Here is an 18,947-nt window from a genome sequence, read left to right on the forward strand (position 1 = left end):
TTATTGTTAAAAAATGATTTTGGTCAATCCCAATTAACCCTTCAAAACCCTATTCATGAATTACATAAAATGGAATTTTTGTGTGAAAACTGATTTGTTCCACAATGGGATCGAATAAAATTTGTTGGATAAAGTTTAGGTTTTTAGCCACCATGATAATCATTTCCACATCCCTACTTTCCACAAAACATTGGATGGCAGATTTTACACTTTTGTTGGTCACCGTATGAAAGCTGAATCTTTGATCAAAACTTTCTTTCATAAAATCTAGCAGGTATTCCTTGTTGATTTCCTGTTCTTGGCTCAACTGATTGCCACTTTTAATCACATTCATTATTCTTAACCTTCCTTCGCCCAGTTGCAACATTTCTTCAATGGAACTGAGAATATGATGGGCATAAAATATATTGTAATCCGTAGGAAAAGCTACTTCAACGGGCTGGGTATACTCCACTTCCTTTGGAATTACCAAAGTATTGCACTGCACTTTGGTGATAACATCCCCGGCATTGCTGCCCACTACTTTTTCCTTAAGGCCAGTAGCACCTTTAGTTCCCATTACAATAAGGTGAATGTTCTTTTCTTCCAGTTGTCTCTTTACTGTAGGTATAAAAAAACCATATTCCAGAACCGGATAAAAAAAGTGGTCTTTATTGGTGTTATTTTTCTTGAAGTCTTCCACCCACTCCATTAGCTTTTCTCGAGTATTCTCTTTTGATGGACCATTGTTCACCTTGGGCACTATTCCAAAAGATTCCGTTTGGGAATCCATAAGTGTCCCTACAAACAGTAAATAAAAATTACATTCCTGGGAATTGAACAATACTTGAGCATACGAAAGTGCATTCCTTGAGTTTTCTGAAAAATCCGTTGGGACCAAAATATTTTTCATGCAAAGACCAAATGAAAGCCCAAGTTTATCATTCCAAAAAAAATATGGAATGACCTAAATCAGTTTATGTTCCCAAAAGTTTTTAAAGCACTGATTAGTGGACGTATTCCAACGCCTCTTTGTCCAAAACTCGAATATTTCGGTTTTCTATGGCGATAAGACCTTCATTTTTGAAGTCAGACAAGGTTCTAATAAGACTTTCAGTTGCAATACCTGCCACACCCGCAAGGTCACTTCGGGCAATTTTTAAGACCTCGTCCTTTCCCTTGTTAATTGCGTTGGAGTACATTAAAAGGGTCTGTGCTGTTTTTTTGCGCACAGAACTATAGGCCATTTGCAATAATTGTTGTTTGATACGGGCTAAATCTTCCGCCATAATGTCCATAATTTCTAAAGAAACATTTTGGTTCTCCTCTAAAATGGATTTTATCCTTGCCTTTGGAACCCCAGAAATTTCAACATCTTCAATGGCAATAGCATATTCTTGGTAGGGCATATTTTCTGTAAGTGAGGTAAAACCCAAGAAATCATCAGCTGCATATACTGTAGTTATGAGTTCCTTACCCTCTTCATCCAATCGGCAACATTTTACCAGACCCTTTAGAATTAGATAGACCATATTGGAATGATCACCTACATTATAAATAGTATCATCCTTTTTATGGGAAAACACCTGACCGTGATCATCAAAAAAGTTCTTTAACTCATGTAAAGACCTAATGTCATCTTTTTTTTGTGAGGATTTGTTGCGTTCCAAAAACGCATTTTCCATTTGCTTGGCCTTTTCTAAACGGGCATTTATGGTATTTATGAGTTCTTCTTCTTCAAAAGGTTTGGTCAAATAATCATCCGCTCCCATATCCATACCCTTTCTTACATCGTGGCGTTCAGTTTTGGCAGAAACAAAAATGAACGGAATATTTCGGGTAGCCTCAAAAGATGATAATTCCTCAAGCACCTCATAGCCATCCATTTCGGGCATCATGATATCGCAAAGCACAAGATCCGGATGTTCTTTTTGGGCCACCTCAATGGCTACCTTACCATTAGGAGCCGTAAAAACTCTAAAACCGTTTAAATCTAGAAGTTCTTCTATATTTTCCCGCAAGGATGCATCATCCTCGACCAGTAGAATCTTTTTCATCTTCTTTATGCGTTGTGGGAATGGTCAATGTAAATGTTGAACCTTCTCCCTGTTTACTTTTAAAACAAATATCCCCACCTAAATTGAACATATGCCTTCTCACAATATTCAACCCTATTCCGGTTCCTTGGGTGGTCAGCACATTGCTGGCCCTAAAATAACGGTCAAAAATAAAGCCTTGGTCCTCGTCAGGAATACCATTGCCTTTATCAATTACATCAATCCTTAAACTAGCATTTTCCTTCAAAACTTTTAATTTAATCTGTGTTCCTTCGGGCGAGTATTTGATGGCATTGTGGATTAAATTGGATAGGGCCAATACCAAAATTTTTTCATCAAATTTTATAACAATATCGTCTATGTCCTTTGGATAATGGATGCGTTGGCCCTCCTTTAAAAGGGTATTAGAATCGTAGATTACCTCATTCACCAATTTGCTCAAAGGAAAATTGGTCAGGTTATATTTAACTTTTCCAGCATCCAAACGTTCCACGGAAAGAAAATCACTAAGAATGTTGTCCAGATACTTTACTTTGGATTTGATGGTCCCAATATGCTTATCCCTTTTTTCCTGCTGATGCCCCTCTTTGTATTTTGCAAGTAAGGAAGTAGAAGTCAGTATACTGGTCAATGGGGTTTTGAATTCATGTGAAACCAACGACAGGAACTTGGTTTTGAGTTCGTTCAATTGTTTTTCAGCCAGCAGTGCTTCACTCAATTGCTGAGTCCGCTCTTCAACCGTCTTCTCAAGTCTTTGGGTATAGTTTTTTCTTTCTGTGATATCCAAAACTATGGCCACACACACCTCTTTTTTTGCTATTTCTGATAATTGAAGGTGTACCTCAACAGGGTATTGGCTGCCATCTTTACGCTGAAACTCGCTCTCAAAATTGATTTTTTCCTTACCCTCATCTTGAAGAGACCGAACAAGTTCTTTAAAGCTCCCCTCGTTTAATCTTGGTGCAATATTCAGAATGGTCATCCCATCCAAATCTTGTACGTCATATCCAAGATTCAACTGCGCCCCTCTATTTACATTCAAAAATCCTAGAGAAGAGGTATCAAGAACATAAATTTCATTAAGCGATTCATCAAATATTCGAAACCAATGGTTAATGGCCTGCTCTGCTTTCTTACGCTCGGTAATATCCACCACAATGGCCATTACATATCGCTTGCTCAATAACGTGAACGGGTTTAAACTAATTTCCAAAGGAAATTCAGTTCCGTCATGTCGAATTCCAACCAAATCCAGTTCTTTCCCCATTCTTCGTTTCTCCCCTTTTTTGATAAAGCTACCTGCATATGATTTATGATCTCTCCTAGCATTTTGGGGAATCAATATTTCCAAGGGTTTTCCATAAAGTCCCTCTTTCGGATAACCAAACATATCATTGGCCATACTGTTGCTTGCAGAAATCGTCTGTCGTTCATCAACAATTAGAATTCCCTCGAAAACAACCTCCGACAGGATTTTAAAAACATCTTTTTCTTCAAATAGTTTCACAAACTAAAAATACTGATTTAGGTCATGGGGGGAGGGAATTTCCATGACTATATTTATTTCTGAGATTCAGAAATTAAAGAAAATGTTGGATACAAAGAAAAAACTCGGAAAAGATTTTTATCAAAACTTAGGAAAACTCTTCTATGCTGTAGCTATGGCCGACCATAGCATTCATGTTAACGAAATTGAGCGACTCAAAGAAATTGTTCGTGAACATTGGTTGGATGTAGATGAAATAAAAGACGAATATGGAAATGATGCCGGTTTTCAAATTGAGCATATTTTTAATCAATTATTGGAATACGAAACCAAAGCTGATACCATTTACGAAGAGTTCGAAGCTTTTTATACGGATAACACAGCCCTTTTCCCAGACAACATAAAACGATTGGCGATGTCTACTGCAAGGGCAATCGCCGCGGCATTTGCCGGAAGTAACAAATCGGAGCTTATTATACTTGGACGCCTTGAACTATTGTTCAGAAATTAATCAAAGTCTAACCGTAAGCACAGGCAATTTGGCATGATTGGCCAAATCCTCCGCCTTACTACCTTTCAAAAAATGGGCGATTCCTTTTTTACCATGTGTGGGAACAGCCAAAAGATCTGCTTCGTTTTCAAAGCAGAAGTTAAAGATACCTTTTTCCACATTCTGATAATTATAGACTTTGATCAAGGGCCTTTCACCCAGGGCATTGTTAAAGGTCTTTATCTTATTCTCAATATCAGAAAATCCCATAAAATTAGCACCAGAAGTATTTACATATAAAATTTCGATTGAAGCAGCAAAAAGCTCTGCAAAGGCAACAACTTTTTTATATGCAGGTATATTTTCCTTTTTTAAATCACATGCAAATACTATTTTTTTGATTGAAAAGCTTTCATGAGGTCTTTTAATCACTAAAACCGGTACAGTAGCAGACCTGACCACTTTTTCTGCATTGGAGCCCACAAAAATTTCTTTAAAACCGGTGGTTCCATGAGAGCCTATTACTATTAAATCGCAACCTTGCTCTTCTGCAACATGATTCACTTCTTCAAAGTCCTTATAATTTTGAATAACAGCTTCCAAAGGAACATTTTTCAAAAACTTTTTATCAGTGAATTTTTTGATTCTGTCTTTGGCCAAATCCAAATAGTACTTTGCTTCTTGTCTTTCTTCCATTTCAGATTTCGCCATTACTGATTCTGAAAGACCCAGCATATGCAAAATAATAATACCTGCTTGCTGTTGCCTTGCAATTTGTGATGCAACTTCCAGTGCATGACCAGAATGTTCTGAAAAATCAACAGGCACCAATATTTTTTTCATCGAGTTCATATTTGATTTTAAAAGTCCATGGTTTTTCCAATGGAAAGAGAATACAGCATTTACCATATTAATTCCTTCGGCAGATTCCATTTTATTGCAATTTGATTCAAAAATAGATTGATAAATAGCATGTTTCCATGACCTAGGTCATTTCACAAAAAACGTTAGTCTTGCCTGTTAAGTTGTCGGTCGAAATTTTTATCGAATTCCCAATGAAAAAATTAATTTAATTTCAACTAGCTAAAATTTTATGAAGAATCTTATCTATTTACCACCAAAAAGGCTCCTTATTTTCTTCATTGCAATCTGCTTCACCTTTAGTTGTAAAGAGAAAAAATCAGACTATGTTTTGGCATCTACTGCCATGGAAATGGAACAAGTACCGGATAGTATTGATTTTTCACTTCATATTAAACCCATCCTTTCAGATAGATGTTTTGCTTGCCATGGCCCAGATAAAAATGCCATAGAAGGTGGACTTTCTTTGAACAAGCCCGAAGATGCTTATGCCGCTTTAGGTGAAAACAAAGACAGATATGCCATAGTTCCTGGCAATATTGAAAAAAGTGAATTGGTCAAAAGGATTTTCATTGAAGATCAAAACCTTATCATGCCCCCTCCAGAATCCAACCTTGTACTTTCAGAATATGAGAAGCAACTATTAAAAAAATGGGTGGAACAAGGAGCTGTATACAAAAAGCATTGGGCATTTATTCCTCCTGTAGCACCACAAATCCCACATATTGAAAACGACAAATGGAGTCAAAATGACATTGACAAGTTCGTTTTGCAAAAAATTCAATCCAAAGGATTCAATCCTTCCAAAAAAGCAGAAAAGGAACAGCTTATCCGTAGAGTGTTCTTTAGTATTGCTGGACTGCCCCCATCAGTGGAACAAGTAAACGACTTTGTGCAAAACGACGCCCCAAATGCTTATGAAAAGGTAGTGGATTCTTTATTGAACACCATGGCTTATGCAGAAAATATGGCTGCAGATTGGATGGAAGTGGCGCGCTATGCAGACACACATGGATACCAAGACGATTTTGAGCGCACCATGTGGCCTTGGCGGGATTGGGTCATTCATGCCTTCAACAAAAATCTGCCTTACGATGAATTTGTAACCTATCAATTGGCTGGCGATATGATTCCAAATTCCACTAAAGAGACTTTGTTGGCCACCGGTTTTAATCGTAATCATAAAATTACAGCCGAAGGTGGGGTCATTCCTGAAGAATATCGCATTGAATATGTAGAAGACCGTACCAATACTTTTAGTACGGCATTTTTGGGAATGACCATGGAATGCGCACGGTGTCATGACCACAAATATGACCCTTTAAGCCAGAAAGATCATTTTCAGTTGTTCAGTTTCTTCAATAATATCAACGAAAAGGGATTGATGGCCAATGCCCAAGAAATTCCAGAACCTTACATTAATGTAACCAAAGCTGATGCTGAAGGTGTGTTGGATTTTGTTAATATGACCAACTCACCCAAGGACAAAATTGAAGTCATGGTAATGCAAGATATGGAACAACCCAGAGAAACTTTTATTCTGAATCGGGGGGTGTATGACCAACCCTCAGAACAGGTTTTCCCAGCAACTCCGCAAGCAATATTGCCCTTCCCGGATAACTTTCCAAAAAACCGACTGGGATTGGCACAATGGCTTTTCCACGAAAAAAATCCTTTAACTGCAAGGGTTGTTGTAAATCGAATTTGGCAAAAAATGTACGGTAAAGGCCTTGTGGAAAGTTCTTATGATTTTGGCAACCAAGGAGCTTTGCCATCACATCCAGAATTACTCGATTTTTTGGCCCTAAAATTCCAAAAAATGGATTGGGACCTCAAGGAATTGATCAAGTACATGGCCCTATCGGCAACGTATCAGCAAAGCACGGAGATATCAGACCAAATGAAAGAACTTGACCCAGAGAACACGTATTTGGCTAGAGCGAGCAGATTACGCTTAAGTGCCGAAATGATTCGCGACCAGGCTTTAAAAATTAGCGGTCTTTTAAATGCGGAAGTAGGAGGTCCAAGTGTGAAACCCTATCAACCTGAAGGCATTTGGGAGGAAACTACAGGTGGTGGTGGTGGAAGTACTTCAACTTATGTACAAAGTGAGGGGGAAGATTTATATCGAAAAAGCATTTATACCTTTTGGAAACGAACAGTTCCTCCTCCCAGTATGATGACATTTGATACCTCATCAAGGGATTTATGCAATGTAAAACGTCAGGAGACCAATACACCCTTACAAGCGCTTGTGCTATTAAACGACCCTCAATTGATTGAAGCAGCCAGAGCATTGGCAGCAAATACTGCTAAAATGCAATCAGAACCCAAGGATAGAATACAATACATGTTCAAGAGTGCAACCTCCAGATCTCCTTCGGTAGAGGAACTGGATATGCTGTTGACTTTTTATAATGAATCCATTGCTAAAGTTACCAATAGCGAAGTGATCCCTGAAGAATATTTAACCATTGGAGAGTTTACGGCTGCATCTAATTTACCATCAGACCAGTTGACAGCATTGGCACTTACCGCACAAACCATATTGAATTTGGACGAAACCATATCAAGAGGATAACCATGGGAGAAAAGAAAATCATAGCAGATAATGCAATAAATCTAAACCGAAGGGCTTTTTTGGGAAAGTCCGCACTGGGTATTGGAGGAGTAGCTCTAGGCTCTTTGCTGGGCTGTAATTTCTACAGAAAGGAAGGGCAGCTCATTACCAAAACTGATAACCCAATGGGAGTTAAGGGAATTTTGAGTTCCCCCCATTTTCCTGCCAAAGTAAAAAGGGTGATTTATCTATTCCAAAGTGGAGGTCCCTCACAATTAGAGCTTTTTGACTACAAACCTCTGCTCAACCAAAGAAGAGGAGAAGATCTTCCAGAATCCATTCGAAATGGACAACGACTTACTGGAATGACCTCTGGTCAGGATAAATTTCCTTTGGTGGGTTCCAATTTTGGATTCAAACAGTATGGAAAAAATGGAACTTGGATTAGTGACCTCTTGCCTTATACTGCCAAAATGGTGGATGACCTTTGTATTATCAAATCGATGTACACCGAAGCCATCAACCACGATCCAGCAGTCACCTTCTTTCAAACCGGCTCCCAGCAACCTGGTAGGCCGAGCATAGGTTCCTGGTTGAGCTATGGTTTGGGAAGTGAAAATGAAAATCTCCCAGCTTTCACAGTATTACTGTCCAGAGGAACAGGAAGACCCAATGGACAACCTCTGTACACACGTTTATGGGGCAATGGTTTTTTGCATTCCCTACACCAAGGGGTACAATTTAGGGCCGCCAAAGATCCAGTACTTTATTTGAATGACCCAAAAGGCATTTCAAAAGAAACCAAGCGAACCATTTTGGATAATTTGGCGGCTCTTAATGAAAAACAGTACCAAGAATTCGGGGATGATGAAATCCAAAGTAGGATAGCCCAATATGAAATGGCCTATCGTATGCAAACTTCAGTTCCAGAGGTAATGGACACGCAGAACGAACCCGATTACATTTATAAAATGTACGGTGCAGATGCCAAAATACCTGGCACATATGCAGCAAATTGCCTTTTGGCCAGAAGGTTGGCAGAAAAAGATGTCCGTTTCATACAATTGTACCATATGGGTTGGGACCAACATGACAATCTTCCCTCAGCCATAGAAAAACAGGCTAAGGATGTAGATCAAGCTTCTGCAGCACTTGTTGCTGACTTGAAACAAAGAGGCATGTTGGAAGACACCTTGGTAATTTGGGGCGGTGAATTTGGAAGAACCAATTATTCCCAAGGTATTTTAACCGACACCAGTTATGGTAGGGACCACCATCCTAGATGTTTTACCATGTGGATGGCCGGCGGTGGTATAAAACCTGGTGTGGTTTATGGCGAAACTGACGATTTTGGCTATAATATTGTGGACAAACCTGTACATGTACACGACTTTCAGGCAACAATGCTTCACTTACTGGGAATTGATCACGAACGGCTAACGTACAAGTACCAAGGTCGAAGATTTAGACTCACCGATGTTGAAGGGCATGTGGTAAAAGACCTGTTAGCCTAGTGAAAAGACGGAAATTCATCAAAAATAGTACTTGGGCCACCCTTGGTATAGCTTCTATGGGCAATCATCTGTTGGCAACCAAGTTGGACAAAGATGCTATCATTGGACACGGTACCCATCGCTATAAAGTTGATTTGGAATGGGGCAAACTCAATAGCAAACACTTTCCGGTAAAAGACTGCCATGAAATGGCCCAGGATGCCAAAGGAAGAATTTTCTTGTTGACCAATCACACCAAAAACAACATTTTAATATACGATCGTTCAGGTAAATTATTGGATTCTTGGGGACATGAATTTCCTGGGGCGCATGGCTTAACGCTTCATGATGAAAATGGCACCGAGTTTTTATATATCTGTGACAACGAAAGACATGAAGTCATAAAAACCTCTTTAGACGGTAAAGTAATCCAAGTATTTCCTTTCCCAAAAGAAAGTGGGAAGTACCAAAAAAAGGAGGAATACATTCCAACAGAAACAGCTATAGCCGATAATGGAGATATCTATGTTGCTGATGGATATGGTGCTCAATATATCACCCATTATGATGCGAAAGGAAACATCAAAAATGTGTTTGGGGGATTAGGAGACGAGGCACATTTATTCAACAACGCACATGGAATCTGCATTGACGATAGAAATCCCAACAACCCAACGCTACTTATAACCGCACGGCAGCAAAATAAACTCAAAAGATTCGATTTGGCAGGCAACTATTTAGATGCCATAGATTTGCCTGGAGCTTATATTTGCCGCCCTGTTATCCACAATAAGCATGTTTATTTGGCAACCATTTGGTCGGGTGACGGTTCGGAAGGCACCGGTTTTATATCTATTTTGAATGAAAACAACAAACTCATATCTGCTCCCGGCGGCAGTACTCCTAGGTATGTGAATGAAGCATTAACCCCAATGCACCAAGCCTTGACGGTTTTTAGACATCCCCATGATGTCTGTATTGATGCTGATGAAAATATATATGTCGCCCAATGGAACTCTTGGGGCACTTATCCCATAAAATTATACCGTGTATGAAGCGTAAGTTCCAAAATACCGTTTTCACCAAGAACTTATCGGATGTTAAATCTGCCGCATTGTTGGCATTTCTTTTTGTTGCAATGGGTAATTTTGGTCTTGGTCAATCCTTTTTAACGGTTGACGAAATACAGCTTTCACCTCCTATTGTAGAAGTAGATAGTTTACTCTTTGCCTCACAAGCTTTCGTAAAAATGTATACCGCAGAAGGAGCCAGCGTTCATTACACCTTAGACGGCTCAGAGGTTTCAAAAAATTCACAGAAATATACATCTCCAATAGTCATTACCTCAACAGCACACATACGAGCAAAGGCTTTTCATGAAGACTATAAATCGAGTAATGAACAAGAATTGCAACTTAGAAAAATTAAAACATTCCTTGAATCTGCCCGAATCCATATAACCCCAAATGCAAATACAAATTACCAAGGTAATGGCCCAAAAACCTTAATTGACAATAAAAAGGGGAGTCTCAATTTTAGAAAAGGACGAAATTGGTTAGGGTTTCAAGACAAAACGGTACAAGTTCAGTTAGCATTTGATGTACCTATAACCATCGAAAAAATAATTATCAGTACACTTCAAGATCAGGGGTCATGGATCTTTGCACCTAAGGAAATAGCTATTCTTAATGGAACATCCAAAATTGGAGCAAAAACCCTCGAGAACAGCAACAAGGAAGAAAACAAAAAAATGAGTTTTATTGAGGTTCCTGTTCAAAAAGGAATGTACAATCATCTTCTAATACAAATATCCGCTTTGGAACAAATTCCAGATTGGCATCCAGGTAAAGGCACCTTGCCATGGCTGTTCCTAGATGAGATTTTGATAGAATAACAATATTTAAATATGCAGCTCGGTAACTTACACCCTCTTATTGTCCATTTACCTATAGGTATTTTACTCCTGGCATTTCTTATGGAGCTTCATTATTTAAAAAAAGCATCTATAAAGGACAATGGCATTGTACTATTTACTTTGGGAATTGGGGCATTAAGTGCTTTGTTTTCTGTGGCAACTGGATGGTTGCTTGGTGACCATGGTGGTTATGACGAAGTACTATTAACTCGACATAAATGGATTGCCGTCGCCTTTTTAGTGGGATGTATTCTCCTCTTTTTCCTGAAGAAATCAAACAATAAAAAGACAAAAAAAATCTATCTACCCTTCTTTACTGTTGTTTTAATCCTGTTGGTATTAACTGGACATTATGGTGGCAGCCTTACCCACGGTGAAGATTTTTTATTTCAAAAAGCCTATGAGGACCCTATTATAGAAAATGTAGAAGAAGCTAAAGTCTATGCTGAAATTGTTCAACCCATTCTTCAACAAAAATGTGTGAGTTGTCATAATAGCGGCAAGGCCAAAGGCGGTTTGCTACTTACTTCACCAAAGGAACTTTTGGCAGGGGGAGATTCAGGTTCGTTATTGGATTCTTTGGAACAAGAACAACCATCATTGTTGCTGCATCGCATACATCTTCCTTTAGAAGAAAAGGAACATATGCCCCCTAAAGGCAAAGTCCAACTTACCCCTGAAGAAATCATCTTATTGGAATGGTGGATGAAAAATGAAAATTGTTTTGATTGTGTGACCAAAGATTTGCCGGCAAGTGACCGAGTGAGCACTGTGCTGGCTTCTTTGGAAAAGGACACCTCCATAAGGGCGCAAATTGCCGAAAAATTGGAGCCAGTTCCTTCGGAATATTTGAAAGCATTAAATCAAAATAGGCTTTCCGCCCAAACACTTGCAGAAGATTCGCCATTACTGCTAGTGAATTTTACACAGCGGAAAGACCTCACCGAAAATGATTTTGAACTCCTTTACAAATACAAAAAGAACATCGTTGAGATGAATTTGGCATATACAAACATTGATGATGAGTTGGCCAAAACATTAAAAGAGTTTAAAAACCTTACTAAACTGCACCTCCAACAAACACAAATAACCAATATTGGTCTTGAAAAGTTAAAAAATTTGAACAACTTGGAGACCTTGAATCTCTTTGGCACCCAAGTGAATGATGATGCCCTCACTGTTCTATCCAATTTATCCAATCTAAAACAGCTCTATGTTTGGCAGACCCAAATGACCAGAGAAGGTCTTTTGACTTTTAAGAAAAGTACCAAAACTATTACTATTCAAGGACAGATAGCTGATAGTGTTTTCGCGGTCAGTAGTCTTGGTCCGCCCACAATTTTGGCTGACCGAGAAATTTTTCAAGATTCCTTACTGATTTCCCTAGAACAATATATTGATGGAGCCAAAATTCACTATGCCATCAATGATACCCTTCCACAAGAGTACTCGGGGCCATTTTATCTCAAAAAAACATCCAAATTAAGTGCTTTTGTCACCATGGAAGGTTGGGAACCCAGCACTTCAATTACCAAAAGCTTTCTTCAAAGTAAAATTGGAATCAAACGTATTGCTTTACAAAAATCTCCCCATCCTAAATACGTTGGAAAAAAAGGGTTAACGTTAATGGACCAAAAACGAGGCACATCCAATTTTGTTGATGGCAACTGGGTTGGATATGAAGGGCAACACATGGTAGCCACCATTGAGTTCGATAAAAAATCCACCATCACCAATGTTTCGGTTGGAAGTTTATCCATTCCCAATAATTGGATTTTTGCTCCGGTCGGATATACTGTATGGGGTTCTGAAGACGGTATTAATTACTCCAAACTCAAATCCATAAAACTACCTAAACCGCAACCTCCAGAAAATGCCATTGAACGCTCTGTTTATACCATTGATTTTAATCCTGTTCAGGTAAAAAAAGCCAAGATTTTGGTTGAAAGCACTTTAAAAAATCCCGATTGGCACGCTGTACCAGGTGGAAACAGTTTTATTTTTTTGGATGAAGTAATATTCAATTAATCTTGGTTGAACTTAGTTTTGGCTCGACATGAAGTTTCGTATATGTTCTATAATTTCATCCTTACTTGGGTTTTTGAGCACAACCAACCTTGAATGAGCGGATAGCATATCGCCACTAGTTAAATCATTTCCAAATAGAGACATGTAGTTGGAAAAGTGTTTTTCTTTACCATAAGGTGTAAAAACCCCAAAACAACTCTCCATATCTGTCATGCAAAGCACGGTAAGACCATTTTTGGGATTTCTTCGAATGGCTACCGGCCAATAGAATTTTGGCATTATTTCCCATTTCAATGGATGGGGCTCTAATTCCCAACGTCCATCCCCAATTATTGAAGTTGCTTCATCATCCCTAGGAAAAGCCAACCATTCGCCCAAACTTCTTTTAGCTTCAATAAACTTAAGATTACCTGCTTTATCAGCAACCAATACTTCTGATTCAATAAAATCAGCACTGAAATAAGACGCCAAAAAGGCTTCAAAATCTTGAAGTTCAGTGAATGCCCTTACCACTGTTGTAACATCAATTGTGTTTTGTGAAACCAACTGGTAGGTCGCTCTTAACTCAAAAGGTCTTTTTTCTTGTGCAGCCCAAAAAACCTCCACCGAACCATTAGGTAAAAGTTTGGTCGTACTTGACCACCTTCTTGCTCCATACCCATATCGTTTGCCATGTGAAAAAACTCGATAATGATTGAACAGTCCCTCGCCTTTTGTGATGGAAATAGTATCAGAAGACACATATATTGGATTCAGGCCCGTTGACCTTTCCTTTAAACGCAAGACCCCCTCCAGCTTATCTGTTTTAAACACAAATCCCCCATTTGGTCCCTTTTCAAAGCGAAACATGGTGATTTCATTGCCATTTTGGCCAAAAACAAAACAAATTCCCAAAAAGAAAAAAATGAAGGATATCCTAAAAATCATAAGTGATGTACTTAGTAATGACCTCAAATGTTTATTTTCCAAAGTCCAGTATACAAAATACGTTAAATTAGAGGTAAGACTAAATTTTGCATATGCTTTTGAAATATCAAGAGCAAAAATGATTCTACTTGATGAAAAAATCCACCAACATTATCAAGATTTCCCATGATACATTGTTCGAAACATTGCTCCAACTTTTCGCAAAATATGGTTGTAGTGATGAAAAAAGCAAACTCTTGGCTGAAACCTATACCGAAAGTACCTTAGTTGGTGTCAACTCCCATGGTGTGAACCGTGTTCCTGCTTTTATTGAATATATTGAAAAAGGTCTTGTGAAAATTGAAAAAGAAGCCCAAATCATTTCTTCTTTCGGAACTATTGAACGTTGGGATGGCAACTTCGGACCAGGTATCATCAATGCCACAAAATGTACCGAAAGAGCTATTACATTGGCCAAGAAACATGGAATAGGTATTGTTGCTCTTAAAAATACCAATCATTGGATGCGTGGTGGCACTTATGCTCATCAGGCAGCGAACCAAGGCTGTATCTCTATATTATTTACCAATACTATTCCCAATATGCCACCTTGGGGAGGCAAGGACAGTAGAATTGGCAACAATCCTTTCGTGGTGTCCATCCCCAGAAAAGAAGGACACGTTGTCTTGGACATGGCCATATCCCAATTTGCCTTCGGAAAAATTAACGATTACAGATTACGGGGAGAACAGCTACCTTATTATGGCGGATGGGATCAAAATGATGAACTTTCCAAAGATCCTGAGAAAATCTTGGTTAAACAAAGGGGTTTACCCATTGGTTATTGGAAAGGTTCTGCCTTGGCAATGGTTCTGGATATGTTGGCAACTGTATTATCTGCGGGGGATTCATCGTATAAAATAAGTCAACGAGAGTCTGAAACTGGCATTTCGCAAATCTACCTCTGTATGTATCCGGAAATTTTTGGTGATAGTCAATATCAGGAAAAATTACTCAATGAAATCATTGATTACACCCATGATGTTGAACCTATAAAGCCTGGTGAAAGAACCTACTACCCTGGGGAGAGGAGCGCAGCGACCCGAGTTAAAAACCTAAAGGAAGGTATTCCTGTAAGTGTAAGCGTTTGGGAAAAAATTTTACATTTAAAAAGTTAAGATTCCTCTGAAATTGTGCTGGTTAAAGTAACTTTAGTATATTAGTGTAATCGATTACGCAAAATATATATCATGAAATTACCTGAATTGACTTCAGTTTATCGCACAACACTATGTGTTTCAATTTTTCTGACCATTTTTTCTTGTAAAGAAGTAAAAACAGAAGCAAAAAAGGTTGATGATCTGGCATCTGCTTTTGCTCAAGCAGATGCCATAATCAAAACCATAACCGTACCCACATTTCCAGATAAAACTTTCAATATAACTGATTTTGGGGCTATAGCAGATGGAGTAACCAATAATTCAGAAGCCATCAAAAAAGCAATTGAAAACTGTCATAAAGCTGGCGGTGGCAAAGTAAATGTGCCAGCTGGAAAATTTCTAACCGGATCCATTCACTTAAAAAGCAATGTCAACCTTCATTTGGAAGAAGGTGCGGAAATCCTTTTTTCAAAAAATAAGGAAGATTACTTACCCGTAGTGCATACTTCGTATGAAGGCGTTGAACTCATGAACTACTCTCCTTTGGTTTATGCATATAAACAAAAAAATATTGCCCTTACCGGAAAAGGCACCTTCAATGGACAGGCAGGCAAAACCAATTGGTGGCCTTGGTGCGGTGCAGAACGCTACGGCCATAAAGATGGAGAACCGCAACAAAGGGATGGCCATAACTTACCATCACTTCGCAAAATGAATGAAGATGCCACTCCGGTAGCTCAGCGAGTTTTTGGTGAAGGGCATCAGTTACGCCCCTTGTTTTTTGAACCTTTTGAATGTGAAAATGTATTAGTACAGGGAGTTACCTTCATCAATTCCCCTTTTTGGATAATGCACCCAATAAAAAGTACCAATGTCACTGTTGATGGTGTTACAGCAAGCAGTCACGGACCCAACAATGATGGCTGTAATCCGGAGTATTCCAAAAATGTCCACATAAAAAACTGTGTTTTTGATACTGGTGATGATTGCATTGCCATCAAATCTGGTAGAAATGATGAAGGTAGGCGAGTAAATATCCCCAGTGAGAACATTATTGTGGAAAATTGCCAAATGAAAGATGGTCATGGCGGAGTGGTCATGGGAAGTGAAATATCCGCAGGTGTACGAAATGTCTTTATCAGAAACTGTAACATGGACAGTCCAGAATTGGAGCGTGCCATACGAATCAAAACCAATACGCTTAGAGGTGGCTTTGTAGAAAATGTTTATGTCAAGGACATTAAAGTTGGTCAGGTCAAGGAAGCCGTTCTAAAAATCAATACCCACTACGGTATTTATGCCAATCAAGAAGGTGAGCATATTCCTTCCATTAAAAATATTCATTTGGAAAATATTGATGTTGAAAATGGTGGTGAATATGGCATTTTAATCAATGGAAGAGAAGAAAACCCTGTTAAAAATGTGACCCTCAAAAATGTACATATAAAAGGTGCGAAAGACCCAATGTCAGTGAAATTTTCTGACCCGATTCAATTTGAAAATACTACCATCAATGGGGCTTCCTATTAATAAAAGCATCAACATGACAACAAAAAGCAAAGTATCCCGAAGAAAATTCATTAAATCTGCAAGTGCCTCTGCTGCCGGTGCCCTATTGGTTTCCCCTGCCTTAGGAAATACGCTCCTACATACCAAACAAAAGAAAAAAGTTGCACTGGTGGGCACAGGTATTCGTGGAATCTCATTCTGGGGCAAGTTTTTGAACGACAATTATGGGGATGTGGTTGAATTTGTTGGATTGTGCGATATCAACCCAGGGCGGGTGGCATATGCACAAAAACATATTGGTGTTAATTGCCCAACCTTTACAGATTTTGATGCCATGCTCGAAGAGACGGAGGTGGAACTTTTAATAGTTACAACCGTAGACTCTGAACACGACACTTTTATCATCAAAGGACTTGAAAAAAACTTGATTGTCGTGAGTGAAAAACCAATGACCACAGATGAATTCAAGTGTCAAAAAATTATTGATGCCCAAAGAAAATCAAACGGTAAACTCATCAATGCATTCAATTATAGGTATGGTCAACTATTTACCAAGATTAAAGAGTTAATTCGAGACAACGAAATAGGTGATTTGGTATCCATAGATCTCAATTGGTATCTCAACACCTATCATGGTGCTTCCTATTTTCGCAGATGGCATGGTTTACGTGACAAAAGTGGTACACTTTTGCTACATAAATCGGCTCATCATTTTGACCTTTTAAATTGGTTTATTGGTTCAGACCCTGTTGAAGTACATGCATACGGAGCATTGGAAAAATATGGCAAAAACAACCCGTTTAGAGGGGATAATTGCAGAACATGTCCACATAAAGATTCTTGTCAATTTTATTGGGACATTACCACAAATGAAACGTACATGAATCTTTATGTAGCCAATGAAAAATATGACGGATATATTAGGGACAACTGCTTGTTTCGAGAAGAAATTGACATTTTTGACAAAATGGTCGTGCAGATTACCTATGCCAACAATGTACAGGTAAGTTATTCTTTGACCACCTACTCCCCTTTTGAAGGTTTTCGCTTCGGAATCAATGGAAAAAATGGGAGGATAGAGACCCATGAGGGTATTCCATGGCGCAATTCTATACAAGAAGACCAGTCCACTTTACATGATAAGGAAATGGACCAATCCGCTCATACTAAAGTTGAATTGAAGTACCATGAAATTGCTGTTCAACGAAACTTTGAAGATTTCAACTTCATTAAATTTCCATATGCACGAAAGGGGCATTGGGGAGGCGACAAAATCATGTTCAATGAAATCTTTAAAGGGCAAATAGAAAAACCAACAATGAAACATGCCGCAGATGTACGGGATGGAGCTATGGCCATTTTAATTGGCATCGCTGCTAGAAAAAGTATTGATGAGCAACGTCCGGTGAAAATTGAACACCTCACAGATTTGACCCCTCGAGTAAAAAAATGGGGATGAATCAAAACTAAAACATACTTAAACAATAACTATTTAAATCCTTGACTGTCCAAAAAATCCAGGATATAATTAAGCGTAGGCTCAAACCATGGGTGCAGCAGCCAAAAAGAATGAGGACTATCCTTTAAGGTATGCACTTGATTGTAAATTCCTTTTTCGTTTAGTATTTGAATCATATCATCACGACCTGCATGAAAACGTTTCCTTGAGCTATTGATAAAGAGAATCGGGGGCGCATTGGAATCAACATATTGTAAAGGCGAAGCTTCTTTCCAGTTTTTAGGGTTGGTTTCTCGGGTCCCATTTAACCAAATACTGGCCGATTTCCCCTCTTGATGTGCTTCGGGATGTACAAAAGAGACAATACCATCAATATTTATAATGGCCTGTACTTCATCAGAAATATTAGGATCAAAACCATACACTTTCGAATTAGGGGTGACTCCAACCAAAGTAGCTAACTGTGCTCCGGCAGAAGTGCCCAGAATCACAATTCTTTTGGAATCAATGTGATAGGTTTCGGCATGGGCACGTAACCATCTAACGGCATCTTTTAAATCGATAACGGCACTAGGATAAGGTTCTTCATGACCCAAGGTATAATTTATAGTCATTGCAACATACCCATGTTCTGCCAAATGCTGGGCCATTACAGTTTGATTTTCTTTGCTCCCGGTCAACCATCCTCCACCATGAACCAAAAGTATGGCTGTCATTCTCAATTTTTTGGGCATTCGTGGCATATAAATATCACCTACTAAATCCCCTTTTTCAGAACTTTTGTAAGCGATATTCGGATAACTGATTATTTTATCAGATTCCAACGGCTCAATCATCTTAACAAAAGGAAAGTCCTTTTTAAGTTTTTTATACGTAGTAACAATGGAATAAGGTTGTGGACTATTTTGTCCTCTCAACCACGTTTGAAACAGGGTACAAAAACATAAACTAAGCACATAGATTAAATTACAAGTTGGTACAGCCAACTGAAATTTAAACACTTTTAATTCTCCACGCAATTTCCAAATATTTTATATTATTTTT

General features: G+C 38.6%; 15 protein-coding genes. 9 read left to right on the top strand and 6 right to left on the bottom strand.

Translation table 11 applies throughout. The features are described 5' to 3' along the window. Positions 1-49 precede the first annotated feature (49 nt). The 3 genes from HJC33_RS01655 to HJC33_RS17460 form a co-directional block, all read right to left on the bottom strand. Positions 50-892, bottom strand: coding sequence for a universal stress protein (locus tag HJC33_RS01655; RefSeq protein WP_171657051.1), 843 nt, complete (start codon positions 890-892; stop codon positions 50-52). 94 nt (positions 893-986) lie between these two features. Further along, the gene (locus HJC33_RS01660) at positions 987-2,036 is read right to left on the bottom strand and encodes a response regulator (RefSeq protein ID WP_171657052.1); all 1,050 of its coding nucleotides are present in this window, start codon (positions 2,034-2,036) and stop codon (positions 987-989) included. Then, the gene (locus tag HJC33_RS17460; protein ID WP_272621025.1) at positions 2,008-3,543 is read right to left on the bottom strand and encodes a sensor histidine kinase; all 1,536 of its coding nucleotides are present in this window, start codon (positions 3,541-3,543) and stop codon (positions 2,008-2,010) included. Before HJC33_RS17460 ends, HJC33_RS01660 begins: the two co-directional genes overlap by 29 nt. 82 nt (positions 3,544-3,625) lie before the next feature. Between HJC33_RS17460 and HJC33_RS01670 the strand changes: the two genes are divergently transcribed. Next, the gene (locus HJC33_RS01670) at positions 3,626-4,033 is read left to right on the top strand and encodes a hypothetical protein (protein WP_171657053.1); all 408 of its coding nucleotides are present in this window, start codon (positions 3,626-3,628) and stop codon (positions 4,031-4,033) included. Here HJC33_RS01670 and HJC33_RS01675 read toward each other — a convergent pair whose 3' ends face one another. Continuing rightward, positions 4,034-4,945 (bottom strand): universal stress protein, encoded by a 912-nt coding sequence (locus tag HJC33_RS01675; protein ID WP_246245456.1) that lies wholly within the window; start codon positions 4,943-4,945, stop codon positions 4,034-4,036. 160 nt (positions 4,946-5,105) lie between these two features. Between HJC33_RS01675 and HJC33_RS01680 the strand changes: the two genes are divergently transcribed. Genes HJC33_RS01680 through HJC33_RS01700 form a run of 5 tightly spaced genes read left to right on the top strand, consistent with a single transcriptional unit; the run spans position 5,106 to position 12,869 of the window. After that, complete coding sequence (locus HJC33_RS01680; protein ID WP_171657054.1) at positions 5,106-7,454, top strand: PSD1 and planctomycete cytochrome C domain-containing protein; 2,349 nt, start codon at positions 5,106-5,108, stop codon at positions 7,452-7,454. A gap of 2 nt (positions 7,455-7,456) precedes the next feature. Further along, positions 7,457-8,947: a DUF1501 domain-containing protein gene (locus HJC33_RS01685; RefSeq protein ID WP_171657055.1), complete on the top strand. Its 1,491-nt coding sequence runs from the start codon at positions 7,457-7,459 to the stop codon at positions 8,945-8,947. Then, the gene (locus tag HJC33_RS01690; RefSeq protein ID WP_171657056.1) at positions 8,947-9,981 is read left to right on the top strand and encodes an NHL repeat-containing protein; all 1,035 of its coding nucleotides are present in this window, start codon (positions 8,947-8,949) and stop codon (positions 9,979-9,981) included. The genes HJC33_RS01685 and HJC33_RS01690 overlap by 1 nt, the downstream gene beginning before the upstream one ends. Continuing rightward, entirely contained in the window at positions 9,978-10,820 is an 843-nt protein-coding gene (locus HJC33_RS01695; RefSeq protein ID WP_171657057.1) for a chitobiase/beta-hexosaminidase C-terminal domain-containing protein, read from the top strand. The genes HJC33_RS01690 and HJC33_RS01695 overlap by 4 nt, the downstream gene beginning before the upstream one ends. Positions 10,821-10,832: 12 nt before the next feature. After that, complete coding sequence (locus HJC33_RS01700) at positions 10,833-12,869, top strand: DUF2231 domain-containing protein (protein WP_171657058.1); 2,037 nt, start codon at positions 10,833-10,835, stop codon at positions 12,867-12,869. Between the two features lie 12 nt (positions 12,870-12,881). On the opposite strand, the gene HJC33_RS01705 is transcribed toward HJC33_RS01700, so the two are convergent. Beyond that, positions 12,882-13,796: a hypothetical protein gene (locus HJC33_RS01705; RefSeq protein WP_171657059.1), complete on the bottom strand. Its 915-nt coding sequence runs from the start codon at positions 13,794-13,796 to the stop codon at positions 12,882-12,884. A gap of 131 nt (positions 13,797-13,927) precedes the next feature. On the opposite strand from HJC33_RS01705, the gene yiaK reads away from it, so the two are divergent. The 3 genes from yiaK (at position 13,928) to HJC33_RS01720 (ending at position 17,903) form a co-directional block, all read left to right on the top strand. After that, positions 13,928-14,953 (top strand): 3-dehydro-L-gulonate 2-dehydrogenase, encoded by a 1,026-nt coding sequence (gene yiaK, locus HJC33_RS01710; RefSeq protein ID WP_216366628.1) that lies wholly within the window; start codon positions 13,928-13,930, stop codon positions 14,951-14,953. 72 nt (positions 14,954-15,025) lie between these two features. Continuing rightward, positions 15,026-16,465 carry a glycoside hydrolase family 28 protein gene (locus tag HJC33_RS01715; RefSeq protein WP_171657060.1) on the top strand — a complete coding sequence of 480 codons (1,440 nt, stop codon included), beginning with the start codon at positions 15,026-15,028 and terminating at the stop codon, positions 16,463-16,465. 13 nt (positions 16,466-16,478) lie between these two features. After that, positions 16,479-17,903 (top strand): Gfo/Idh/MocA family oxidoreductase, encoded by a 1,425-nt coding sequence (locus HJC33_RS01720; protein ID WP_171657061.1) that lies wholly within the window; start codon positions 16,479-16,481, stop codon positions 17,901-17,903. A gap of 29 nt (positions 17,904-17,932) precedes the next feature. Here HJC33_RS01720 and HJC33_RS01725 read toward each other — a convergent pair whose 3' ends face one another. After that, complete coding sequence (locus tag HJC33_RS01725; RefSeq protein ID WP_171657062.1) at positions 17,933-18,820, bottom strand: alpha/beta hydrolase; 888 nt, start codon at positions 18,818-18,820, stop codon at positions 17,933-17,935. Positions 18,821-18,947: the final 127 nt, after the last annotated feature.

The sequence above is a fragment of the Flagellimonas amphidinii genome (assembly GCF_013090115.1).
In the GTDB taxonomy this organism is placed as follows: domain Bacteria; phylum Bacteroidota; class Bacteroidia; order Flavobacteriales; family Flavobacteriaceae; genus Flagellimonas; species Flagellimonas amphidinii.